Source organism: Microbacterium sp. Root180 (genome assembly GCF_001428485.1).
Taxonomy (GTDB): domain Bacteria; phylum Actinomycetota; class Actinomycetes; order Actinomycetales; family Microbacteriaceae; genus Microbacterium.
In genome coordinates this window covers 703,575-728,066 of the sequence record NZ_LMHS01000003.1, presented here as the reverse complement: position 1 = coordinate 728,066, position 24,492 = coordinate 703,575, and the positions used below count along the sequence as shown (strand labels likewise).

General features: G+C 70.2%; 20 protein-coding genes. 13 read left to right on the top strand and 7 right to left on the bottom strand.

The window, feature by feature from the left end:
- Positions 1-2 precede the first annotated feature (2 nt).
- From ASD93_RS10925 to ASD93_RS10885, 9 genes are all read left to right on the top strand, one after another.
- On the top strand, positions 3-965 hold the full coding sequence (locus ASD93_RS10925; protein ID WP_056122181.1) for a fumarylacetoacetate hydrolase family protein: 963 nt from the start codon (positions 3-5) through the stop codon (positions 963-965).
- Positions 962-1,960 (top strand): cyclase family protein, encoded by a 999-nt coding sequence (locus ASD93_RS10920; protein ID WP_056122179.1) that lies wholly within the window; start codon positions 962-964, stop codon positions 1,958-1,960. Before ASD93_RS10925 ends, ASD93_RS10920 begins: the two co-directional genes overlap by 4 nt.
- Positions 1,961-1,995: 35 nt before the next feature.
- On the top strand, positions 1,996-3,150 hold the full coding sequence (locus ASD93_RS10915; RefSeq protein ID WP_056122175.1) for an FAD-dependent monooxygenase: 1,155 nt from the start codon (positions 1,996-1,998) through the stop codon (positions 3,148-3,150).
- On the top strand, positions 3,147-4,151 hold the full coding sequence (locus tag ASD93_RS10910) for an amidohydrolase family protein (protein WP_056122173.1): 1,005 nt from the start codon (positions 3,147-3,149) through the stop codon (positions 4,149-4,151). The genes ASD93_RS10915 and ASD93_RS10910 overlap by 4 nt, the downstream gene beginning before the upstream one ends.
- Positions 4,148-5,125: a fumarylacetoacetate hydrolase family protein gene (locus ASD93_RS10905; RefSeq protein WP_056122170.1), complete on the top strand. Its 978-nt coding sequence runs from the start codon at positions 4,148-4,150 to the stop codon at positions 5,123-5,125. The genes ASD93_RS10910 and ASD93_RS10905 overlap by 4 nt, the downstream gene beginning before the upstream one ends.
- A gap of 128 nt (positions 5,126-5,253) precedes the next feature.
- Complete coding sequence (locus ASD93_RS10900; RefSeq protein ID WP_056122167.1) at positions 5,254-6,741, top strand: MDR family MFS transporter; 1,488 nt, start codon at positions 5,254-5,256, stop codon at positions 6,739-6,741.
- A gap of 18 nt (positions 6,742-6,759) precedes the next feature.
- Positions 6,760-8,346, top strand: a complete 1,587-nt coding sequence (locus ASD93_RS10895; protein ID WP_056122164.1) for a GMC oxidoreductase — start codon at positions 6,760-6,762, stop codon at positions 8,344-8,346.
- A gap of 126 nt (positions 8,347-8,472) precedes the next feature.
- Entirely contained in the window at positions 8,473-8,988 is a 516-nt protein-coding gene (locus ASD93_RS10890; protein ID WP_056122160.1) for a hypothetical protein, read from the top strand.
- Positions 8,989-9,581: 593 nt separating this feature from the next.
- Positions 9,582-10,397 (top strand): RNA polymerase sigma factor, encoded by an 816-nt coding sequence (locus ASD93_RS10885; protein WP_162253391.1) that lies wholly within the window; start codon positions 9,582-9,584, stop codon positions 10,395-10,397.
- A gap of 269 nt (positions 10,398-10,666) precedes the next feature.
- Here the strand turns inward: ASD93_RS10885 and ASD93_RS10880 are convergent, their stop codons facing one another.
- Positions 10,667-11,428, bottom strand: coding sequence for a hypothetical protein (locus ASD93_RS10880; RefSeq protein WP_235566938.1), 762 nt, complete (start codon positions 11,426-11,428; stop codon positions 10,667-10,669).
- A gap of 298 nt (positions 11,429-11,726) precedes the next feature.
- Here ASD93_RS10880 and ASD93_RS10875 point away from each other — a divergent pair, with 298 nt between their 5' ends.
- The 3 genes from ASD93_RS10875 (at position 11,727) to ASD93_RS10865 (ending at position 14,804) form a co-directional block, all read left to right on the top strand.
- Entirely contained in the window at positions 11,727-12,029 is a 303-nt protein-coding gene (locus tag ASD93_RS10875; RefSeq protein ID WP_157536931.1) for a hypothetical protein, read from the top strand.
- Positions 12,030-12,110: 81 nt separating this feature from the next.
- Positions 12,111-13,244, top strand: a complete 1,134-nt coding sequence (locus ASD93_RS10870) for a peptidoglycan-binding domain-containing protein (protein ID WP_056122151.1) — start codon at positions 12,111-12,113, stop codon at positions 13,242-13,244.
- Positions 13,245-13,334: 90 nt separating this feature from the next.
- Positions 13,335-14,804, top strand: a complete 1,470-nt coding sequence (locus ASD93_RS10865) for an aminotransferase class I/II-fold pyridoxal phosphate-dependent enzyme (protein ID WP_056122148.1) — start codon at positions 13,335-13,337, stop codon at positions 14,802-14,804.
- Between the two features lie 26 nt (positions 14,805-14,830).
- Here ASD93_RS10865 and helR read toward each other — a convergent pair whose 3' ends face one another.
- A complete protein-coding gene (gene helR, locus ASD93_RS10860; protein ID WP_056124410.1) occupies positions 14,831-16,966 on the bottom strand; it encodes an RNA polymerase recycling motor ATPase HelR in 2,136 nt (711 codons plus the stop codon).
- 228 nt (positions 16,967-17,194) lie between these two features.
- On the opposite strand from helR, the gene ASD93_RS10855 reads away from it, so the two are divergent.
- Positions 17,195-18,364 (top strand): thiolase family protein, encoded by a 1,170-nt coding sequence (locus ASD93_RS10855; RefSeq protein ID WP_056122145.1) that lies wholly within the window; start codon positions 17,195-17,197, stop codon positions 18,362-18,364.
- A 147-nt stretch (positions 18,365-18,511) separates the two neighbouring features.
- Here the strand turns inward: ASD93_RS10855 and ASD93_RS10850 are convergent, their stop codons facing one another.
- The 5 genes from ASD93_RS10850 to ASD93_RS10830 form a co-directional block, all read right to left on the bottom strand.
- Complete coding sequence (locus ASD93_RS10850) at positions 18,512-19,906, bottom strand: glutamate decarboxylase (protein ID WP_056122142.1); 1,395 nt, start codon at positions 19,904-19,906, stop codon at positions 18,512-18,514.
- An 18-nt stretch (positions 19,907-19,924) separates the two neighbouring features.
- A complete protein-coding gene (locus tag ASD93_RS10845; RefSeq protein ID WP_056122140.1) occupies positions 19,925-21,355 on the bottom strand; it encodes an amino acid permease in 1,431 nt (476 codons plus the stop codon).
- Positions 21,356-21,577: 222 nt separating this feature from the next.
- On the bottom strand, positions 21,578-22,963 hold the full coding sequence (locus tag ASD93_RS10840; RefSeq protein WP_056122137.1) for a permease prefix domain 1-containing protein: 1,386 nt from the start codon (positions 22,961-22,963) through the stop codon (positions 21,578-21,580).
- Positions 22,960-23,331, bottom strand: coding sequence for a PadR family transcriptional regulator (locus tag ASD93_RS10835; RefSeq protein WP_056122132.1), 372 nt, complete (start codon positions 23,329-23,331; stop codon positions 22,960-22,962). The genes ASD93_RS10840 and ASD93_RS10835 overlap by 4 nt, the downstream gene beginning before the upstream one ends.
- Positions 23,332-23,400: 69 nt before the next feature.
- A complete protein-coding gene (locus tag ASD93_RS10830) occupies positions 23,401-24,405 on the bottom strand; it encodes a LacI family DNA-binding transcriptional regulator (protein ID WP_056122129.1) in 1,005 nt (334 codons plus the stop codon).
- Between the last annotated feature and the right edge of the window lie 87 nt (positions 24,406-24,492).

The following is a 24,492-nucleotide window of genomic DNA, read 5'->3' as shown; positions in this document are numbered from 1 at the left end:
CGATGACGATCGAACGCTTCGAGGCCCCCTACGCGCTGGTGCGCTTCCGCACCGGCGCCGAGGTGCGTATGGGGCTGCTCTCCGGCGACCGCGTACGCGCCGTCTCCCCGGACGAACTCGGGGCGGGCTCGCTCAACGACTTCCTCGGTGCGCCGGACTGGGATCGCCTGGCAGCGCTCGCCGCCGGTGACGGAGAGTGGATGCCGCTCGCCGACGTGACGCTCGTGGCGCCGGTGGAGCCGCGGCAGGTCCTGCAGACCGGCGCCAATTACCGGCAGCACGTCATCGAGCTCGTGGTCGCCGGGCTCACCCAGGACGGCACGCGCACGCCCGATCAGGCGCGATCCTTCGCCGCGGACATCATGGACGAGCGCAAGCGCACCGGTGAGCCGTACTTCTTCATCGGGCTGCCCGCATGCGTCGTCGGCGATGACGTCGCGCTGACGCTGCCCGGCTACAGCAAGGTGCACGACTGGGAGCTCGAGCTCGCCGTCGTGATCGGCCGAGAGGCGTTCCGGGTGAGCCGCGAAGACGCGCTCGACCACGTCGCCGGCTACACGATCGTCAACGACGTCACGACGCGCGACCTCGTGTTCCGCAAGGACATGAAGGAGATCGGCACCGACTGGTACCGGGCGAAGAACGCCCCGGGCTTCCTGCCCGCCGGGCCGCTGCTGGTTCCCGCACCGTTCGTGGATCCGTCGAAACTGAACGTGCGGCTCGAGCTCAACGGTGAAGTGATGCAGGATGCGTCGACCTCGGATCTGCTCTTCGACGTCCCCGCGCTCATCTCCGGCGCGTCGCAGACCATGCCGCTCCTGCCGGGTGATCTGCTGCTCACCGGGAGCCCGGCCGGCAACGGTCAGCACTGGAAGCGGTTCCTGCGCGACGGAGACGTGATGACCGGGTCCATCGAGGGTCTCGGCACCCAGGTCGTCCGCTGCGTCGCGGAGGAGGCGCGATGAGCGCGCCGACGGAGAACCCCGCCGAGCTCGATCGGACTGATCCCGAGGCCGAGATCGCCGCGCGCGCAGAGGCGTTCCGCAACTGGGGCCGCTGGGGCCCCGACGACGTGCTCGGCACGCTGAACTTCATCGATCCCGCCAAGCGGATCGAGGCAGCGGTGCTCGTGAGCGAGGGCCGGGTCGTGTCGCTCTCGCAGCCGTTCGACACCGACGGCCCGCAGAAGGGGTGGCGCCGCCGCACCAACCCGGTGCACACGATGACCGACACCGGCACCGACGCCGAGCGCGGCACCCAGGGCTTCCCGCACGGCATCGGTGGCGCCGACGACGTGATCGCGATGCCGCTGCAGTGCTCGACGCAGTGGGACGGGCTGGGCCACATCTTCGACCACGGCAACGCGTGGAACGGGCGTCGCGCGGGTGATGTCGTGACGAGCGACGGCGACCTCGTGACGGGCATCGAGCACGCGGCATCCGTCATCGTCTCGCGAGGCGTGCTGCTGGATGTCGGCCGCCACCTCGAGCCCGAGACCGGGGAGCTCGCGGACGGCTACGCGATCACCGTGGCCGATCTCGAGGCGACCATCGCCGCCCAGGGAGCCTCGAGCGCCGTCGGCCGCGGCGACATCGTGCTCGTGCGCACCGGCCAGTACGCGCGCACCCGCCGGGAGGGGTGGGGCGACTACGCCGGAGGCCCTGCACCCGGACTCTCACTGACGACGGCGGGATGGCTGCACCGCACCGAGATCGCCGCGATCGCGACCGACACCTGGGGCTTCGAGGTGCGACCGAACGAGTTCGACGTGCCCGCCTTCCAGCCGCTGCACCAGGTCGTGATCCCCAATATGGGACTCACCATCGGCGAGATGTGGAACCTCGACGAGCTCGCTCATGCGTGTGCGGCGCTCGGGCGGTACGACGTGCTGCTCTCGGCGGCGCCGCTGCCGATCACCGGGGCCGTCGGCTCGCCCATCAACCCCGTCGCCATCCTCTAGACACTCTCCACCAGACAGAACAGGGAGGTTCTGACATGACCGCAGTCACCAAGGTCGCGATCGCCGGCGCCGGTGTCGTCGGACTGGCCGCCGCGATCCAGCTCGCCAAGGCCGGCGTCGAGGTCGATCTCTTCGAATCGAAGGCCGAGCTCAGCGTGCTGGGATCGGGCATCTCGCTGCAGGGCAACGCGCTGCGCGCGTTCGACGCGCTCGGCGCCTGGGACGACATCCGCGCCGCGGGCTACCCGTTCGAGGGTCTCGCGCTGCGCGCTCCGGGACCCGATGCCCCTGTGGTGGCCAACCTCCCCGACGTGAAGACCGGCGGCCCCGACTACCCCGCGGCGATGGGGATGCCGCGCCCCGAGCTCGCGCGCATCCTGCTCGCCCACGCCGAGAAGGCGGGCGCCCGCGTGCACTTCGGGCGCAAGGTCACCGGCCTCGTGCTTCGACAGGCTCAGCAACCGGAGAGGGGCGATGGGGTCGAGGTGTTCGTCGACGAGAAGTCGGCCGGCGTGTACGACCTCCTCATCGGCGCCGACGGACTCAACTCCGCCGTGCGCGGCCTGATGGGCATCGAGACCGCCCCCGAGCCGAACGGAATGGGCATCTGGCGCACCTTCGTCTCGCGCCCCGCCGAGGTCGAGCGCAGCGAGCTGTACTACGGCGGGCCGGTCTACATCGCCGGGTACACGCCGACGGGCGAGGACTCCATGTACGCGTTCCTCGTCGAGAAGGCGCAGGACCGCTTCGGGGTGTCCGACGAGGAGGCCTCGGCGATCATGCTGGAGGAGTCGCGCGCCTACGGCGGACCGTGGAACTCGATCCGCGCCGATCTCGAGAAGGGCGCTCACGCGAACTACACGTGGTTCACCACGCACCTCGTCGAAGGCCCGTGGAACCGCGGCCGCGTCGTGATCATCGGCGACGCGGCGCACTCCTGCCCTCCCACGATCGCGCAGGGTGCGGCGCAGGGACTCGAGGATGCCGTCGTCCTCACCGAGCTTCTCGTGGGCCGCGACGGTGTCGACCAGGGACTGTGGGATGAGTTCCACGCGCGTCGCGTGCCCCGCGCCACGGCCGTGGTGGAGGCATCCGCTCAGCTCGCCCAGTGGCAGATCGACGGAAACCGCGACGCCGACGCCGGCGGTCTGATCTTCGGCATCGCGCAGCAGATGGCAGTGCCCGCATGACGACCGACGTCCACGCGCACCTCCTGCTCCCCGCGATGCATGCCGAGGTCGAGCGCCGAGCCCCCGAGCTCGTGGCCGAAGCGGCCGAGCTCGAGCGTCGGCGCAACGGCGTGGCGAGCCTGCAGGCGTCCGGTGCGATGATCGGCGCCCGCATCCCGAAGCTGACCGACGTCCGCGCGCGTCTCGCGGCGATGGACGAGCAGGGCGTCCAGCGGCAATGGGTGAGCGTTTCGCCGAACCACTTCTATCCGTGGGCGCCGGAAGGTCTCGCCGCGTGGGTCGCGATGGAGACCAACAGGCTGATCGCGGAGCATGTCGCGCAGGCACCCGACCGGCTCGTCGGTCTCGGCGTCGTCCCGCTGCAGCATCCGCACCGCGCCGTCGAGTACCTCGACGACGCCGTGCTCGGGCGCGGCCTCGCGGGCGTGGAGATCTCGTCCTTCGCGGGAGACGTCGAGCTCTCCGACGAGCGGCTCGAGCCGTTCTGGGCGCGCGCCGCCGAGCTCGGCTGCATCGTCTTCCTGCACCCGTTCGGCTGCAGTCTCGACGAGCGGCTCGATCGGTTCTACCTCTCCAACACCGTGGGCCAGCCCACCGAGAACGCGGTCGCGCTGTCGCACGTCATCTTCTCGGGCGTGCTCGACCGTCATCCCGACCTGAAGATCGTGGCCGCGCACGGCGGCGGCTACCTGCCGTTCGCGATCGGTCGCTCCGACCATGCGTGGCACGTGCGTCCTGAGGCGCGGCGCTGCGAGCACGCGCCATCGACCTACCTGCGCAAGCTCTGGTTCGACACCGTCGTGCACGATCCGGTCGCGCTCCGGCACCTGATCGAGGTGGCCGGCGGGGAGCGCGTGCTGATGGGCAGCGACTTCCCGTTCGACATGGGACTGGAGGATCCGGTGGCGGCCGTCCAGTCGGCGGGACTGCCCGAGGACCTCACCCGGCTGGTGCTGGGCGGGAACGCCGAGGCTCTGCTGCGGAGCAAGGTCACCGCATGAGGATCGCGCGCTGGATCGACGGTGCCGATCTGGGGGAGGGCTTCGTCATCGCGGACCGCGTCGTCCCCTTTCCGGACGGCCTGCGTGTCTCGCAGGTGCTCGCGCAGGGTCTCGCCGCTGCGCAGCGGCTCTTCGACGGCGCGGCCGATGCGCCCGGCGCCGTTCTCGAGGATGTGCGGCTCCTCGCGCCACTGGAGCCCGCATCGATCCGGGACTTCGTCGCCTTCGAGGAGCACGTCGAGGGCGTGAGCGCGTCCGTCGACGGCAAGAGCGAGGTCGTGCCGGAGTGGTACGAGGCGCCGACCTTCTACTTCACGAACCCCCACACGGTGCTGGGCCCTGCGGAGCCGGTCTCGCCCCCGGTCACCGAGCGCCTGGACTTCGAGCTGGAACTCGCGGTCGTCATCGGCGGCGTCGAGGGCTCGGACGGGCGCAATCTCGACGTCGAGTCGGCGCGCGCGCACATCTTCGGCTACACGATCATGAACGACTGGTCGGCCAGGGATCTCCAGTCGCGGGAGATGAAAGTGCGCCTGGGGCCGGCCAAGGGCAAGGACTTCGGGATGTCGCTCGGTCCGTGGATCGTGACGGCCGACGAACTCGAGCCCTTCCACGACGCCGACGGCTTCCTCGAGCTCCGCGCAGAGGTCTTCGTCAACGACCAGCTCATCGGGCATGACCTCACCTCGAACGCGGGGTGGCCGTTCCCGGAGTTCGTGGCGTACGCGGCGCGCAACTCCCGCGTGGTGCCCGGCGACGTGCTGGGCTCCGGCACGGTGGGCAACGGCGGATGTCTCGGCGAGCTGTGGGGACGCCACGGAGGCCTCACCCCACCGCCGCTCTCACCCGGCGACATCGTACGGATGTCGATCGAAGGCATCGGCGAACTGGTGAGTCCCGTCGGGCCGATGGTCGCTGCGCCGGCCGTGCCCGCCGCCCGCCGGCGGTCTCGGCGCCGAACCCGCGCACTTTAGTTGGTTTTCGACTAAAGAGTGTTATGATGGTGGTGACGTCGGGGCCGCAGGGTCCGTTCCCGGGGGCGTTGTGGCACCCGGGGCACACACCGTCGCGTCGATGGCCCGATCGTTCGGGTGACCCGCGCATGCAGCTCTCTCCGCTCCGGCTTCGCCTCCTCGTCGTCTCCCTCCTCTCGGTGTCGTTCCTCGGCGCCCTCGACCACACCGTGGTCTCCACATCACTGGCCACGATCGCCGGGGACCTCGGCGCGCTCGAGCAGATGAGCTGGGTCGTCGTGGGCTACACGCTCGCGAGCACCGTGCTGCTGCCGGTGATCGGCAAGCTCGGGGACGTGGTCGGCCCCCGACTGGTCTTCCTCACCTCGCTCGTGGTGTTCCTCGTCGCGTCGCTCCTGTGCGGCTTCGCGCAGAGCATGACGTGGCTCGTCGTCGCGCGCGTCGTGCAGGGAATGAGCTCGGCGGGCATCCAGCTGATGTCGCAGACGATCATCGCCCACGTCACCACACCGCGCGAACGTCCCCGCTACATGGCGATCATCGGGGCCGCCTTTCCCATTGCGATCCTCGTCGGGCCCGTCGTCGGGGGACTGATCACCGACTACTGGGGCTGGTCATGGGTGTTCTGGATCAACCTCCCGATCGGCCTCGCCGCTCTCGCGCTCGCACTGATCGCCGTTCCGCATGTCGAGGCCTCGGCGCGCCGTCGATTCGACATCGCCGGAGCGGCCTGGTTCACGATGTCGCTGGTGGCTCTCGTCCTGGCCGTCAGCTGGACGGCAGATCGCGAGTCCGCGAGCGCCGCCGTGATCGCCTTCGTTGTCTCGCTGCTCGCGTTCTCCGCCTTCCTCTTCGTCGAGCTGCGCGCAGCCGAGCCCATCATTCCGCTGCGGATGTTCGCGAACCGCACCATCGCGGCGGGCCTCGTCCTCTCGGCGATCATCGGGGTCGGCCTCTTCTCCGTCACCGCCTACCTCCCGACGTACTTCCAGATGGCCTACGGCACATCGGTCACGATCTCGGGACTGGTGCCGATCGCGACCGTGTTCGGGATGCTGGTGAGCAATCTCGTCACGGGCTGGCTGGCCAGCCGGTCCGGGCGCTATCGGGTCTTCGCGATCGCGGGCACAGCCCTCGCCGCGGTGGGGCTGCTGATCATGGCGCTCCTCCCCGTCGGCCTGCCGCTGTGGGTGCCGATGGTCGTGATGTTCGGTGTGGGGATCGGCACCGGCTCCTTCATGAGTCTGGTCATCGCGGTCGTGCAGAGCGCGGTTCCCCGCAGCGAACTCGGCACGGTGACGGCATCCGTCAACCTCGTGCGTCAGGTCGGGGCGACGGTGACCACGGCCGTGATCGGCGGAGTCGTCGCCGCCGGCGTCGCCGCCGCCCTCCCCGCCGGGATCGACGCGTCGACGCTCACCCCGCAGCTGGTCCACGGCGCGACCGTCGCCGTGCAGGCCCAGATCGCCGACATCTACACCCAGGTGTTCTCGCCGATCTTCGTCGGCCTCGCCATCGCCTATGCCGTCGGCGTGATCGCTGCGGTGCTGCTGCCCGCGGGCCGCCTGCCCGACGAGAGCCCCTCCGTCCTCGACGCCGAACCCGTCGCCGCCTGATCCCGAGAAGGAGACGCCATGTCCCCCGCACCCCACGTCGTCATCGTCGGAAGCGGCCCCATCGGGTCCGCGTACGCGCGGGTCATCGTCGAGTCCCACCCGACCGCCACCGTGACGATGTTCGAGGCCGGTCCGCAGCTCACCGAGATCCCCGGGCAGAGCGTGCGAAACATCGAGGACCCCGCCGCGAAGGAACGCGCGCGCGAGATGTCCCAGGGCCCGCAGGCGGGCGCGCTGCGAGAGAGCCTCGGCATTCCTGCGGGAGTGGTCGTCGAGGGCATGTTCACTGCACGGCAGGGCACGCACCTGCTCGACTTCGGCGGCGACGGCTCGGCGCACGCCCCTACCTTCCCCGCCGCGGCGGCCGCCACCAACGTCGGCGGTCAGGGCGCGCACTGGACGTGCGCGATCCCGCGCCCCGCCTTCAGTGAGAAGATCCCCTTCATCCCGGACGCGGAGTGGGACGGGCTCATCGACACCGCCGAGTCGCTGCTGCACGCGCAGAGCGCAGCATTCGCCGACTCCGCGATCGGCACCGCCATCCGCACGCTGCTCGAGGACGAGTTCGCCGCCGAGCTGCCCGAAGACTACGGCGTCGGCACGCTGCCCGTGGCCGGTGACCCTCAGCCCGACGGCTCGATGCGGTGGGCCGGTGCGGATGTCGTGCTCGGCCCGCTGATCGACGCGGGCGATCCCCTCGCGCAGCGCTTCACCCTCCGCGACCTCTCTCTCGTGCGCCGCGTCGAGCACCACGGCGGCCGCGCGACCGGGGTCGTGGTCGAAGACCTGCGCACCCACGAGGTCTCGACCGTCGCGGCGGACGTGGTGGTGGTGGCCGCGGATGCGTTCCGCTCGCCGCAGCTGCTGTGGGCCTCCGGCATCCGGCCCGACGCACTGGGCCGCTACCTCACCGAGCACCACGTGGTCATCACGACCGTCGCGCTGAACGCCGACCGGATGGGTGCGCTGGTGAGCGATGACCAGCTGGATGCCGAGCTCGCCCGTCGCGCGCGCCACGCGGTCGATCCCGTCGCCGCCGTGAACCGCATCCCGTTCTCGGAGCCCGGGCACCCGTTCTCGCTGCAGGTGATGTACGCCGAGAACCCGCCCTTCCAGCTCGACCCCTCGAGCCCGCATGCCGGCAACCGGTGGGGGTACGTGAACATGGGCTACGGCGTGCGCAAGCACCCGCGGGCCGACGACGGCGTCACGTTCTCCGACGACGAGCTCGACTACCGTGGGCTCCCCAACATGACGATCGAGTACGCCCTCACCGACGTGGAGAACGGTGAGATCGCGGAGGCGACCGAACGACTCCGCCGCGCCGGCCAGGCCCTCGGCGACTTCGTCGCACAGCCCCGACTGCTGCCGAACGGCTCGAGCCTGCACTACATGGGGACGATGCGCATGGGGCCGGCCGACGACGGCACGTCGGTCGCTGACCCGTACTCCCGGGTCTGGGGCTTCTCGAACCTCGTCGTCGGAGGAAACGCGCTGATCCCGACCGCGAACACGATGAACCCGACCCTGACGAGCGTCGCCATCGCCGTCCGCGGCGCTCGTCGGATCGCTGAGGATCTCGCGGACGCCGACCGGGCCGGCTGACTCCTCGGCCGCGGCTCGCGCCCGCTGTGTGCTCGGCTGCCGTCATTTTCGAGCGGTCCGCGTGTCTTGAGGTAAGACGCCCGGTACCCGCCGGGCGTCTTCCCCTGCTTCAAGACGGAGACGCGCGTGACCGACCTCGCATCCATCGAACGCTACGCGATCGCCGTTCCTCTGCGGGTCGCCGCGGGACTCCTGACGACCAATCCGACGGCCCTTCGCCGACGTCTCGCTCGGGGAACGCTCAGCGGAGTGAAGCTCGGAGATCAGTGGTTCCTCCGCCAGGAGGATGTCACCGCGTTCGCGGAGACGCACCGGCGAGAGGTCGGCGGGCAGGCTCCGGACTTCCTCCGCCGATGGTCGCCGGTCGATACCCGATCCCTCCCCGCGACGCTGGACCTTGCTGAAGTCGAGCTCCTCCTCGCGGAGCGCCGCATCCTGCTCTACCGCCTGCTGATGGCGGGCTCTATCGAGGGCGTGCGCGGACGGGACGGATGGACCGTTTCGCGCGATGCTCTTCTCGCGGCGCTGGCACTTCCCGCTGTGGCCCACCCCCGCGAGCACCCGCACCGACCGGAGCCGTCGCCGCCTGCGAGGCGGTGGAGGAGCGGCACACGCCCGAGTGGTCGGACGGAGACCCGCTGAGGTGAGTGTCGGGCGAGACCGGCCGGATCGGAGCGACCGCAGCTGACGGCCGGAGGACGGGGAGGGCTCGACCTGCCGCCGTTCCTGATTTCTCTTTCACGCGGCGTCATATTCCTGCGCGGGGGTCGTCCTGCATTACGAGGTCGCTTCCCATGGCGACCCGCCGGCGTTCGCCGGCAGTACTCCGGGGGGAGTACGTGATGTCGTCCCACCGGCATCACGAGGGGCGGGCGCTGGGGTGCCCGCCCCTCACACGTTCCCGGGCGCGTCCGTGCCTCGACACGGGGCTGCGGAGCGCCGGCGAAGAGAGGCTGGTCGGTGCGGTGGGAGACCGCACCGACCAGCCGGGATCGGGGCGTGGAAGACCACGCTCACCGATCCGAGGAACGGGATCGCCGCGCATGGGGAGGGCGGCGAAGCGCCTCACAAACACAGACACGGTGGGCCGTCGAATATGACGGCGAGCTCCGAATGCCCTTGTTCTGACGGATGCCGCCTTCCGCCCACCTTGCGGTGACGCGTCATACCCGACCGTGCTCGGGAGTCCTTGGTATGTGCCCGTGTGCTGTCCGACGGGTCAAGGGGGACGTTTATTGACTGATTTCGCAACCGACGACCGAAGTGCAGGGACGGGAGACCCAGACAGGACGGATGCCGAACTCATCGAGGCGACCCGTGGGGGAGATCGCGACGCCTTCGCGGCGCTGTGGAGTCGTCACCTCGACGGCGCTCTCAAGGTGGCGCGGTCGGTCACCCGCCGATTCGACCCCGAAGACATCGCGTCGGAGGCTTTTGCGAGGGTGTACCGCGCGCTCCGGGCCGGAAACGGGCCCGATGAGTCCCTCATGCCCTATCTGGCGGCGACCATCCGCAACACCGCGGCGACGTGGGGATCACGGACGAAGGAGATCGCCGTCGAAGACCCGACGGCATTCCAGGACGGCGAAGATGCGGACCAATCGCCCGCAGCGCGCGACTCCGTCGTCACGACCGCGTTCCTCGCGCTTCCCGAGCGATGGCGCGAGGCCCTGTGGTACTCCGAGGTCGAGGGCTACACGGCGGCCGAGATCGGAACCACCCTGGGGCTCTCCGCGAACGCTGCCGCCGCGCTGACCTATCGAGCGCGCGAAGGGCTGCGAACGGCGTGGGTGCAAGCGCACCTCGATGTCGTCGCCTCCCACCCCGAGTGCCAGTTCGTCGGCAAGAACCTCGGCGCGTACGCGCGCGGCGCGGTGACCAACCCGACGCGCAAGCGCATCGAACGCCATCTGAAGCACACCCACAGCTGCACGATGTTGGCCCGCGAGGCTGCCGAGGTCGCCCGTCGACTGCGGACGACGACCGTGGTGGGAGGCATCGTCGCGGGGGTGGCCTCAGCGAACCGGAGACTCTCCTCTGAAGCGTCCTGATCGCGCCGAAGCGCGGTCTCCGCCATGGGATTCCCCAGGAAGCGCGGGAAGGCGGTGCAGCCCCAGGCCGCCGCCTCCCCGCGACCGAGTGCGGATCCACATCCCCTCTCGGCTCAGGGAGGCCGCCGCCTCCCCAGGACCGAGTGCGGGTCCACATCCCCTCTCGGCTCAGGAGAGCCCATGAGGCGTCGGATCAAGTCCGACGCACCTCCCACAGGGAAGACTGCGCCGGCATGTCGAACATGACGCGCGGGTGGCGGATCGTTGCGTCAGCGAGGAGCGCTCTCGGTGAAGGCCGTGTACACGCCGTACACGGCGACGCCCGCGAGGTGCCATTCCGCTGAACCTTCGGGCCCGAGCGCGACGATTCGCGGTCGGTCGACGCCGGCGGGATCGATGCGGCGGTGATCGCTCATGCCGTCGATGACGGCCATCACCGCCACTGCGAGGTCTTCTTCGGTGAGTCCCTGGCGCATGCGCAGCCCGAGTGCAGCGTTGAGCTGTACGTACACCGCGGCCATGCGCTCGATGTACCGCGCTTCCAGCTCTCCGAGGAGCGCCCGGATCCCGTCGCCGCCGGGAACGGCGTCACCGCTTGTCAGTGCGACGGTCAGCGAGCGGTAGGTCCGCCAGGTCAGGGACTCCTCGACGGCGACGATGTTGTGTGCGGCGGTGCGGTGGATGACCGCGCGCAGTGCTGCTTCACGCTCCGTCTGCGCGTCGGCACCGGTGGCCGAGCCGGCGATCGTCTGCTCGAGGAGCGCGAGCGTCTCGCCGTCGAAACCCGCCTGGAAGCCGGGATCCGCTGCGAACAGGGCTCGCACGAGGTCACCGATGAAGGCGCCTCGATCCGGCCAGATGCGGAACACCGTGGATCGGGGAACACCCGCGGCGCGGATGAGGTCCTCGAGTTCGAGATTCGCGAAGTCGAGGTGCAGGCCCTCGGCCGTGACGCGGTCGATCGCGGTCGCGAGCATGAGCGCGCGTGTCTCGCCTGCGGGTCTCCGAGTGCGGGGTTCGAGGTTCGACACGATCTGATTATCGCGCGCTCTGGACCTCGCGGTGCCGCAGATCCTGCGCCGGTCGCGGTGCCGGGTCCCCACAACCCGGCACCGGCACGGTCCGTACGGCTGCGCATTCCTCAGCGGACCGCCGTGCCCTCACCCCCCGGTGAGCACTCTGACACTCTAGAGACTGCAAGTCTCATCTTTCAAATCCGATGTGCGTCTGCTGACATCCTCGCGCGATGAAGTCCCCGGCGAGTCCGGGAAGCGAGCAGAATGGGCCTCCACGGCTGCGATGGGCAGCGGCATCCGGAGAGGGCGACGCGTGGCGGATATCGATGGAACCTGGGCGCTGGAGGTCGCGACGCTGGCGGGATCCCGGCGGTTCGATCTCACCGTGACGACCGAGGGCACGACGCTCACCGGCACGGCCGTCGGCTCGACGGGACCGGTGCCGCTCCGTCACGGCACGGCAGTCGGTGACACGGCGGAGTTCGTGCTCGACCTGGCCGCTCCGCTTCCGATGTCACTGGTGTTCGAGCTCCGCGTCATCGGCGACCGGGTCACCGGCACCGCGCAGTCAGGACCGTTCCCGCCCTCGAGCGTTCTGGGCACTCGCACGGGCTGACGTCATCTGAACCGGGTGACGCGCATGCCCGCCGCACTTGCCACGATGATCCCGGATCCACTCGGGAGCATCGGAGGCGGAATGCGGAGAGATCGCGCATCGGCACGGGCAATCGCGGCGCTGGCAGCGGCAGCGGTGATCGCCGTCGCGCTGTCGGGGTGCGCGGGAGAGATCGATGCCGCTGAGCGGGCCCAGGCACAGGTCTCTGCGAAGGAGAGGGCGCTCGCCGACGCCGAAGCGGCATTCGCCGCCGCGTCCGACGAGTTCTGCGGCGCCAGCCGCACCTATATCGAAAGCCTCGATCGCTACGGCGACGTGCTGCATTCGACCGCGCCGACGGTCGGCGACGTGCGGACCGCGGGAGCGGACCTGGTCGAGCCGCAGCAGGATGCTCTGGACGGCGCCGAGGCGGCGCTCGACGCGCGGGAGGCGCTCGTCGACGCGCAGCAGGAGCTCGCCGAGGCGCAGGCTGCGTTGGCGGCCGCTCAGCCGACCGTGTCTGCGGCTCCGACCGCGGCGCCGAGCCCGCCGCCGGGCGTGCCCGAGGCATCCGTCGCGCGCGTCCAGCAGGCGGAGGAGGACTTCGCGTCGGCCGTCTCGTCGATCTCCGACGACACGGCGCTCTCCGAGGCCTCGGAGCGATTCAACGCCGCCGTGGTCGCGCTCGAGCTCTCGTGGCTGCGGCTGTTCATCGACGCGGGCTGCGTCTCGGACGAGCAGGCCGCCACCGCGGCGGCCGCCGTCGCGGCCTATACCGCGGCCCTGCAGCAGGACCTCGCCGACGCGGGCTTCTTCAGCGGGGAGATCGACGGGGTGTACGGGCCCTCGACGGTTCAGGCGGTCGAGGATCTGCAGAGCTCGGCCGGACTGCCCGTCACCGGCACGGTCGACAAGGCGACCACCGAGGCTCTCCAGGATTCTCTGGTCGCACTCGGGCACGATGCTGCCGGCGAGACGATCGCGTCGACGGCCGCGGTGCAGCAGACGCTGGCGCTCGCGGGGTTCTGGGACGGCCCGATCGACGGCGAGTGGACGCCGGAGCTCACAGAGGCCGTCAAGGAGTTCCAGAGGGCCCTCGGAGTCGAGCCGACAGGGCAGGTGGATGCCGCCACCATCGCGGCGTTCGACAAGGCCCTCTCCGAGCTCACCGCCGAGCCGAGCCCTGAGCCGACCGAAGAGCCGACTCCCGAGCCGACCCCGTCGGCGACGCCGTAGCGCCTCGGACGCAGCGGACTCCGCCGTCGTCGGTGCGGCAGTATCGTCGAGCCATGCGCTCAGCCCACCGCAGATTCCTGGAGGGGTGGCATGACTGATTCCGATCCGCGCGACCCTCGGCGCCTCGCCGCCGACGCGCCGCTGTTCGAGGCGTGGCTGCGGTACACCGCCGATTCCCGCGCCGGTCGTATGCGACCGTTCAGCATCCCGGGGCACAAGCACCGCCACGATCTCGTGGGCGACGTGGTGCAGGGCGACGTCCCGATGCTGGCCGGCCTCGACACGATGAAGGAGAGCCTCGGGCTGCTGGCGGCCGCGGAGGCGCGCGCGGCCGATGCCTGGGGCACCGACTGGGCGCGCCTGTCGGTGGGTGGCTCCACGCACGCGAACCAGGCATCCGTGCTCGCGCTCGGACGACCCGGGCAGTCGGTCGTCGTTTCGCGCACACTGCACCGCTCCGTGCTGCTGGGCATCGTGCTCGCGGGGCTCCGGCCGATCTGGGTCAATCCCGAGATCGACCCGGTCACCGGTCTTCCCGGTGCCGTCCCCGCGGCGGAGGTCGCCGCCGCGCTGCGCGTGCACCCCGATGTGTGCGGCGTGCTGGTCGGTGATCCGTCGTACGTCGGCACGCTGTCCGACATCGAGGCGCTCGCCGCGGCGGCACACGCATCGGGTGTGCCGCTCGTCGTGGATGCGGCGTGGGCGGCTTACTTCGGCTTCTCGCCCCGCGTGCCCGCGAACGCCCTCGCCCGCGGGGCGGATGCTCTGATCACGAGCGCCCACAAGTCCCTGCCGGCGTGGAGCCAGGCTGCGCTCCTGCTCGCGCGCACCACCCGCTCGGGCGGCCTGCTCGATCCCGATCGCCTCGAGCGCGGGTTCGAAGCATCCGCCACCACCAGCGCCGCCGGAGCGATCCTGGCCAGCGCCGACGCCTCGCGCGCGCTCCTGCAGCGCGACGGCCCGGAGCTCGTGGGCCGGCTCGTCGACCTCGTGGCGGGTGCGCGATCGGCGCTCGCCGCCATCGACGGCGTCGAGGTCCTCTGCGACCGACCCGACGACGGTGTCGCGGTCGACCCGGCGAAGCTCGTCGTGCTGCTCGCGGGGACCGGCGCGCACGGCCACGCGATCGAGGAGGACCTCCTCGCACACGGCATCACCGTCGAGATGGCGGACCGCGATGTGCTGGTGCCGCTGATCACGCTCGCCGACGACGAGGGCGGCGTGGACACCCTCATCGAGGCATTGACCGCGGCGATCGAGCGTCATCGGGGTGAGCCGCGCCCCATCCGCCCGTCGGCCGCCTGGAGCGTGCGGGCCGAGACGGCGATCGACCCACGCGAGGCGTTCTTCGCGCCGCACGAGACGGTGGCGTCGGACGCCGCGACCGGCCGCGTCTGCGCCGAGCTCATCGCCCCCTACCCGCCCGGCGTGCCGGTCCTCGCCCCTGGCGAGGTCGTCACCCTGGAGGCGCTCGCAGCGCTGCGGGACACGCGCGCCGACGGCGGTCGCATCGCGTACGCCGCCGACCCCACCCTCGCAACGATCCAGGTCGTGGCCTAGCGCAGACGGTCCGCGGCGGGTCCGCCTCACGTCAGCAGCACGAGCTCCTGCGTGGCTCGGGTCATCGACACGTACCGATCGACGGCGCCCTCGATGCCCGGCCCGAATCGCTCAGCGCCGACCACGACCACGAGGTCGAACTCGAGCCCCTTCGCGGTCAGGGGCGTGAGCGAGCGCACGCGAGGGACGTCCCGGAACGTCTCGTCGCCGATCACGCACGCGATGCCCTCCGGGTGCCGCTCGAGCCAGTGCGCGAGGATGCCGTCGCGAGCGGATGCCGCGTCCGGCCGTACCGGGACCCCGGTGCTGCGGATCGACTCCGGCACGTTCGCGTCGGGCAGCGCCGCGCGGATCACCGGCTCCGCCACCGCCATGACCTCCGCCGGTGTGCGGTAGTTGACCGTGAGCGAGGCGACCTCGATGCGCGAGAGCCCGGCGCGCTCGAGGCGCTCGGTCCACGACTCCGCGAAGCCGTGACGCGCCTGGGCCCGGTCGCCGACGACGGTGAAGCTCCGCGACGGACACCGGGACAGCAGCATCCGCCATTGCGCATCCGTCAGCTCCTGCGCCTCGTCGACGACGATGTGGGCGAAGGGGCCGGCGAGGCGATCCGGGCGTACGGCGTCGTCGTCTGCGGCGAGGGAGTTCTGCGCATCCTGCCCGCGCAGCATCGACATCACGGCCATCTCGGAATCGTCGGCCGCGATGAGGTCGTCCCGCACGCGGTCGCGCACCTCGCGCTCGGCCGCCTGCTCGGCCTCCCGCCGTCGCCGCCGAGCCGCCGCACCGGGATCGCCGATGCGCCGGCGCGCGGCATCGAGCAGGGGGAGGTCGGCGTCCGTCCACGCGTGGCCGTCCGCCCGCTGCAGCGCTGCGATCTCGTCGTCGCCGAGCCACGGAGCGCAGCGTCGCAGATAGGCGGGCACCGTCCACAGATCGGCGACCACGTTCGCCGGGTCGAGCAGGGGCCAGGCTCTCGCGATCGCGTGCATCAGCTCGTCGTGCTGCAGCAGCGCCCGGCGCAGCAGGTGCCGCGGCACGTCCTCGTCGTGCTGGTCGGAGATGATCGCGAGCACGGCGTCGCGCACCTCCTCGCGCGCATCGTTGTGCGCGGTGCCCGGCTCGGGTGCGGCGAAAGCCTCGACCCAGTCGGCCGGGTCGAGCACAGCATCCGCCCACGGCGTCTCGATGACCATCGACGCACGGGGAGCCCGTTCGTGATGCGCGACCGCGGTCTCGACGGCATCCACCATCGCGGCCGTCGCTTTGAGCGCGGCGACCGCCGGATCGGCCTCGACAGAGGCCGCAGCCCCCTCAGGTACGAGATCGCCCAGCGTGCACAGCTCGACGCCGTCTTCGCCGAGGCCGGGAAGCACGTCGGAGACGTAGGCGAGGTAGGGCCGATGCGGACCCACGACGAGGACGCCGCCCCGGCCGCGGCGCAGCCGAGGATCCGAGTAGAGCAGGTAGGCCGCCCGATGCAGGGCGACCACGGTCTTGCCCGTGCCGGGACCGCCGTCCACGACGAGCGCCCCCCGCGATCCCGCGCGGATGATCGCGTCCTGGTCGGCCTGGATCGTCGCGAGCACGTCGCGCATGCGCGGGGACCGACTGGCGCCGAGGCTGGCGATGAACGCCGACTGGTCGTCGAGGGCGGCTTGGTCCTCGAATCCCTCCGCCGTGAAGACCTCGTCCCAGTAGTCCGTGATGCGTCCGGCCGTCCACCGGTACCGCCGGCGCCGGGCGAGCCCCATCGGATCGCCGTGGGTCGCGCCGAAGAACGGCGCGGCCGCGGGGGAGCGCCAGTCGATCAGCAGACGGCGGCCGTCGCGATCGGTCAGTCCGAGACGGCCGATGTACACCGGCTCACCGCCCTCGTCCTCGACGATGTGGCCGAGGCAGATGTCGAGGCCGAAGCGGCGCAGCGCCCGCAGGCGTGCGGTGAGCTGATGCACCTCCAGGTCCCGGTCGAGGGCGTCCTGGCCGCCGCCGAGCGGTCGCCGGCGCACGTCGTCCAGCCGGGCCGACGCGTCGGCGATCGACTCCCGCAGGCTGCGTTCGATGGCGGCGAAGTGGCGCTCGTCGGCGCCGATGAGGGCGGGCCGGGCCTTGGCGGACAGACGTTCGGGCAGATCGAAGACGTCGGTGGCGACGGTGTTCACGGGGAGGGCTCCGTTCCGGGACGGCGTGATCGGCGCGGCGCGGCGGATCACGGCCGACCAGTATGCGCCTCGAGGGGGGCCTTGCGGCAAGGCCCCCCTCGGCCGTTATCCTGGAAATGCGGGAGTGATCCGCGCCTGCCGCGTCGACCACGGGCCCGCCGCCCGGTCTCGACGCGTGCGTCCGCCGGCCACCAGCATCCCGCCCCCTTTCGGGCAAGGAGGCTCGCCGTGACCGCAACCTATGTGTACGACGCCGTGCGCACGCCGTTCGGTCGCGCGGGCGGAGCACTCGCGGGCGTGCGGCCCGACGATCTCGCCGCCGTGGCCATGCGCGCGATCGTCGAGCGGACCGGCATCGACCCGGCACTCATCGACGACGTCGTGTTCGGCGACGCCAACCAGGCGGGCGAGGACAACCGCAACATCGCACGCATGGGAGCGCTGCTGGCGGGGTTCCCGACCTCCGTGCCCGGTGTCACCGTGAACCGGCTGTGCGGCTCGTCGGTGGAGGCGGTGATCCAGGGGTCGCGGGCGATCGAGGCGGGCGATGCGCGCGTGGTGCTGGCGGGCGGCGTGGAGTCGATGAGTCGCGCGCCGTTCGTCGTGGAGAAATCGCCGCGCCCGTGGCCGTCGGTCGGCAATCCGACCATGTGGAACACCACGATCGGCTGGCGCATGGTCAACCCTGCTCTGCCGTCGGAGTGGACCATCTCCAACGGGCAGTCCGCGGAGAAGCTCGCCGGCATCTACGGCATCTCCCGCGATGCGCAGGACGCGTTCGCGCTGCGCAGCCACCGCCTGGCGGCCGACGCGTGGACCTCTGGGGTCTATGACGGCGAGGTCGTGCAGGTTCCGGGCGCCGAGTTGGCGCGCGACGAGGGGATCCGCGACGACACCTCGCTCGAGAGGCTCGGCGGGCTGAACGCGCTGTTCGCCGCCGGCGGCACCGTGACCGCCGGCAATTCCTCTCCGATCAACGACGGCGCGTCCGCTGTGCTGCTCGGTGCCGAGGGAGCGGTGGATGCTGCGCCCCTGGCCCGCATCGCCGGTCGCGGCGTGGCAGGCAACGACCCGGACGTGTTCGGCGTCGCCCCGGTCGAGGCCGCGAACCGCGCGCTCGCGCGTGCCGGGCGCACGTGGGCCGACGTCGACGTCGTCGAGCTCAACGAGGCGTTCGCGTCGCAGTCGCTCGCGTGCCTCGCGCTCTGGCCGGACCTCGACCCCGAGCGGGTCAACATCCACGGCGGCGCCATCGCGATCGGCCACCCTCTCGGAGCATCCGGCGGCCGCATCGTGGGGCACGCCGCACACGAGCTCGCGCGCCGGGGCGGCGGCGTCGCGGTCGCCGCGATCTGCATCGGCGTCGGCCAGGGCCTCGCCGTCGTGCTGGAGCGCTGAACAGCCCCTCGAGTCGCCAAGACACGCCGCGCCTCGCGCCCCGCGACGGCGTGTCTTGGCAACTCGCGGATTCCGGGACTCCGCACCGGGACGTGTCGAGGCCCGGGTGCACCTCGCCTGTGCAGCCGGGCCTCGATCGGTCGCGGGTCAGTGGTGGAAGCTCCCGGCTTCCTCCTCTGTCATGGAGTTGACGATCGGGTGCTTGTCGAAGTGCTCGATGGCCGCGCGGTAGTCGTCCATGAGGAGCGAGGCCTCATCGCGGCCGAAGCCCTGTCGCACCAGGATGCGCTGCACCGGCAGGTCCTGACGATCGGCCGGCATCGTGTAGGCCGGCACCTGCCAGCCGCGCGTGCGCAGCCGGTCGGCGAGGTCGAAGAGCGTGAACGGGTGGTCGACCCCGTCCTTCAACTTCCACGAGACGGCCGGGATGCCCTTCTCGGCACTGCCGTCGTTGATGATGTCGAAGTGACCGAGCTTGTCGATCTCCTCGGCCAGGTACACCGACGTGTCGTGGCACGACTGGTGCACCTTGCGGTAGCCCTCGCGGCCGAGCCGGACGAAGTTGTAGTACTGCGCGACGATCTGGCCACCGGGACGCGAGAAGTTCAGCGCGAACGTCGGCATGTTCCCGCCGAGGTAGTTGACGTTGAAGATCAGGTCCTCGGGCAGCTCCGCGGCATCCCGCCACACCACCCAGCCCACGCCCAGCGGGGCCAGGCCGAACTTGTGACCCGATGTGTTGATGGACTTCACGCGCGGTAGCCGGAAGTCCCACACCAGCTCGGGAAGCGTGAACGGCGCGATGAAGCCGCCGGACGCGCCGTCGACGTGGATCGGGATGTCGAGCCCGGTCTCCTCCTGCAGCTTGTCGAGCGCGTCGCTCACCTCATGCACGGGCTCGTACGCGCCCGTGAACGTCACACCGAGGGTCGGCACGACGCCGATGGTGTTCTCGTCGACGCGCTTGATCACCTCGTCCGCGTTCATGATGTAGCGGTCGCCCTCCATCGGGATCTCGCGCAGCTCGACGTCCCAGTACCGGGCGAACTTGTGCCAGCACACCTGCACCGGGCCGCAGATCATGTTCGGCTTGTCGGTGGGCTTGCCGGCCTCCCGCTGACGCGCCCGCCAGTTCCACAGCAGCGCCATGCCGCCGAGCATGGCGGCCTCGCTCGAGCCGGTGGTCGACGTGCCGAGGGTGTTCGCGGCGTCAGGGGAGTTCCACAGGTCGGCGAGGATGTGGACGCAGCGCGCCTCGATCTCGGCGGTCTGCGGGTACTCGTCCTTGTCGATCATGTTCTTGTCGAGCGTCTCGGACATGATCGCCCGGACCTCCGGCTCGAGCCAGGTCTGGCAGAACGTCGCGAGGTTCTGACGAGAGTTGCCGTCGAGCATCAGCTCGTCGGTGACCACCTGATACGCGTGCGCAGCCAGATGCTCCTTCTGCGGCATCCGGTACTTCGGAAGCGCCACCGAGAGGTCTCCCGAGGCGAACACCTCGTCGAGCAGTTCGTCTCGGACATCGTCCTTCTTGTGCAGCATGTTCTGTCGTCCTCCGGGTCAGTTCGCGGTCTTGGTGTCGGGCGCGGCATCGGTGACGCCGGCTTCTTCATCGCTGTGCGTGTGCTCTTCGTCGGCGTACACCTTCCAGCTCTCCTTGCGGAACGCGTAGATGATGAACGGCCAGATCCCGAGCCCGACGATCCCGCCGACGAGCAGCAGCGTGTACCCGAGCTGGCCCATCGTGCTGCCCTCGGGCTCTACGAACCCGATGAGGAGGGCGAGCAGGCTGGCGAAGAACCCGACCCAGCCGATCAAGCCCATCGCGGGCGTCTTGAAGCCGCGCTTGACGTCGGGGTGCGAGCGGCGCAGCTTGAGCGCCGCGAGGAACATCATCATGTACATGATCAGGTAGAGCTGAACGGCCATCGCGGAGAAGATCCAGAACACGCTCTGCACCGATGGGACGATCGCGAACAGCACGGCGAGGATGGTCACGAGGACGCCCTGGACGACCATGATCGGAACCTGCATGCCGTTCTTGTTGGTCTTCTGCAGAGACGGCGGCAGGTAGCCCTGGCGACCGACCAGCAGGAGGCCCTTGCTCGGACCGGGGATCCACGTGACCACCGATGCCAGGATCCCGAACACGATCAGGAGCGCCATCACCGTCGTCATCCACGGGATGCCGAGCTGTCCGAAGAACACATCGAAGGCCTGCAGCACACCCTGCGTGAGATTGATGCTCGACGAATCCACTCCGACCGAGATCGCAAGAGTGGGGAAGATGAACACGATCAGGATGATGATCGCCGACAGCAGGATGGCCTTCGGGAACTGCTTGCCCGGCTTGTCCATCTCGTTCACGTGCACGGCGTTCATCTCCATGCCCGCGTACGACAGGAAGTTACTGACGATCAGCACGATGCTCGCGATGCCCGTCCAGGTCGGCAGGAAGGACGCCTCGGAAGCCGGCGGAAGCTCGGAGGTGCCGCCCGAGCTCAGGAACAACAGCGCGAACACCACGAGGCCCAGCGACGGCACGATCGTGCCGGCGATGAAGCCCCACTTGCCGACGCCGGCGAAGGATTTCACGCCTCCGAAGGCGATGAACGTCGACAGCCAGTACACAACCAGGATCACGAGCCCGGTGAAGAGCCCGTTCGATGCCAGGGCGGGGTTGAAGACGTAGGCCAGCGCTGACGCGAAGAACGCGAGCTGCGCCGGATACCAGACCACGTTCTGCATCCACTGCTGCCAGATCGCGCTGAACCCGATCCGGTCACCGAAGGCCTCCTTCACCCAGACGAAGACACCGCCCTTCCAGCCGCTCGCCAGCTCCGCGGCGACCAGCGCCACCGGGATCATGAACACGATGGCGGGAAGGACATAGAGGAAGATCGACGCCCATCCGTATCCCGCCATGGCGGGTAGGCCGCGCACACTCGCGACCGCGGTGGCGATGAGGATCGCCATCGTGATCCAACTCATGCCAGTCGTCTTCGCGTGGATGGAAGTCGCCGGTCGTTTGACGTCGCTCACACACTTCTCCGTCCCTCGAGCCCTTTCGGGCACTGCCAGATGCGCCGTGTCCAGGCAGCCAGGAGGGACGTCGGCGAGATTTCGAGGCCCAGACTCTCGCGCTTGGGGAGGGGTGTCAACCCTCACCCCGGGTGATCCCGGGGGTGAGGGTACGCGGGGCGGATGCCGCGATCAGACGTAGCCGAAGAGCGGCGGGAAGACGACGACGACGACCGTCGACCACGCGAGGTAGACGGGGATGAAGCCGGTCTGCCAGCGCTCGAGGCGGTCCCACCGGGTGCGTCCGAGGAGGAAGCGCACCTGGAGCCACGCGGAGCCGGCGAGGTTCGCGAGCAGGATCAGGTTGAGGCCGAGCGAGGCGAGCTTGTTGGGGCTCGCGCCATACTCGGCGATGCGTCCGATCATCGCGATCAGCACCAGCAGGTCGACCAGGATCGCGGCGATCACCATCACCAGCTGGAGCCGGTCGAACCACGCGGGCCGGGCCAGCGGGTCGCGGGCGGACATCGCGTACAGGAGCAGGCCGAGCACCACGACGAGGACCACGTCGAAGACGATGAGCAGGTCCCGCTGCCCGAACATCTCGGGGGCGCCGTCGACCGGCTCGACGAGGCTGCCCTGGAGCAGTCCGGCGACGACGAACGCGAGGAGGAGGAGCGTGAACAGCGGCGTGAACAGCTTCGTCAGCACGGGGGCGATGTTCTCGATGACGCTCTGCTTCGCCTCGACCAGCCAGCCCGCGATGACCACCGCACCGGCCAGTCCGCAGGGGATCGCCCACTCCTCGACGAACGCACTGGCGTCGAGGCCGATCGCGCCGAAGACCGCCATCGTCAGGGCGACCAGCACGGCTCCTCCCAGAGCGATGAGCACGAGGTAGACGAACCACTCGCCGGTGAACCGCACGAAGTCCATGCGGGCGCGGCTCGAGCGCACATCGCCGTCTGCGTACGCGATGCCCACCACGATCCACAGGGCGACGACGGCGTGGATCGCCGCGAGCGCCAGGGTCGCGGCATCCGTTCCGAAGGGGTAGAGGTTCAGCACGAGCGCGGCGGCGACGAAAGGCAGAGCCACGACGAGCATGGTCGCCGTCCGCGCACGGCGCCGGACCAGGAAGTAGGCGGCGAGGAACGGGAGGATGAGCAGCGCGAGGTTGCGCAGGTAGAAGTCGCCGCCCTGCGCGAAGTCGATCCCGAAGAGTGCCGGGATCTTCACGGCTGCGGCCGCAGCGACGGCGAGACCGACGGCGAGTGGCAGGGCGCGCGAGCGGGACGACTCCGCGGCCGGCTCGTCGATCATGAGCTGCTTCCACAGGCGCTCCGAGTGCTCGCGGGCGAACTCTCGCGAGAGCTCGTCGATGCCGCCCATGCGCTTGACGGCGACGAGGAATGCTTCGTCGGGCGCGAGGCCGGATGCTTCGAGCCGCTCGATCTGGTCGCGCAGGTGGTCCTCGAGCTCGTCGACGTCGCGGCCGGCGATCGCGTCGCGGCGGCCGGCGTACGCGCGCCAGGCGGCGATCTGCTCCTCGAGCTGGGGGTCGAGCTCAGCGCTCATGCGGGTGCACCCCCGAGCGCGAAGGGACTCCGGCCGCCGTCGCGGTCTGCCCACACCTGCTGCAGCGCGGCGCTCACGACGCTCCACTGCTTCCGCTGCTCGGCGAACGCCGCCTCGCCGTCGGTACTGAGCCGGTAGTGCTTGCGGGGGCGGCCCGCGGGCGATGCGCCCCAGGTCGCCTCGACGTGTCCGAGCCTTTCGAGCCGATGGAGCAGCGGGTACAGCATCCCGTCGCTCCACTCGAGCTCGCCGTCGGAGAGTTCGCTCACCCTCTGCAGGATCGCGTAGCCGTACGATTCGCCGTCGGCGAGGATGCCGAGCACCATCGGAGTCGCGGCGGCTGCCACCAGGTCTTTGCCGATCTTCACGCCGTCACTCTATACCTAGAACTACAAGGTACATAGAGCTACAAGGTAATACGCGATTGAGTCCGAGGCTCAGCGGGGCAGGGTGGACGCCCTCACGACGAGCTCCGGCTGGAACACCGTCTGGCGTGCGATGCTCTCGGGATCGGCGGCCTCCTCGAGCACGATGCGCAGGGCGGTGCGGCCGATCATACGACTCGGCTGGCGGATCGAGGACAGCGGGACAGCGGCGGCTGCGGCGAACGAGATGTCGTCGAACCCGATGATCGCGATGTCCTGGGGAACCAGCATCCGGCCGTCCACCACCAGGGATTGCAGCAGCCCGAGGGCGAGCAGATCGTTCGCGGCGAACAGCGCGTCCGGCCAATCGCGGCGCGGCCGCGCGAGGATGCGGGCGCCCGCGGCGACTCCTTCCTCCACGGTCATCGCGGCGGTGGCGACCACTTCGAGATCCACGTCGGCATTCTCGGCGGCGACCCGCGCTCCGGCCAGACGGTCGTTCACCTGCCGGATGTCGAACGGCCCGCCGACGAAGGCCAGGCGACGTCGTCCGCCGGCGATGAGGTGCTCCACGGCCATGCGCCCGCCGACGACGCTGTCGACCGAGACGGAGGAGAAGCGCCCGTCCCCGCTGAATCGATCCACGAGGACGGCGGCGATTCCGCGCGCTCGCAGCCGCTGAAGGCGCGCGTTCACATCGCCGTAGGGGGCGATGAGGAGCCCTCGCACCTGCTGCTCCTCGAACAGATCGAGGTAGAGCTTCTCTCGCGCGAGGTCCTCGTCGGTGTTGCCGTAGAGGATCGCGATGCCGTGCTTGGTCGCCTCGTCCTCGGCACCGCGCACGACATCGTTGTAGAAGGGGTTCTGGCCGTCGAGCACGACGAACCCGACCGTCGTGCTCACACCCGCGCGCAGCTTGCGCGCGGCATCGTTGCGCACGTAGCCGAGTTCTTCGATGGCGCGGCTCACTCGATCGACGGAGTCTGCGGAAACCTCTTCCGGCCGGTTCAGGACGTTCGAGACCGTGCCCACCGAGACGCCCGCGCGCAGCGCGACATCACGGATGCTGACCGGCACGGCGCCCCCACTTCTTCGTCGGATCACGATTCGGTCACTGTCACGGGGTGACTTGACCCGAATCGTCGGTGTACATACAGTAGCCTG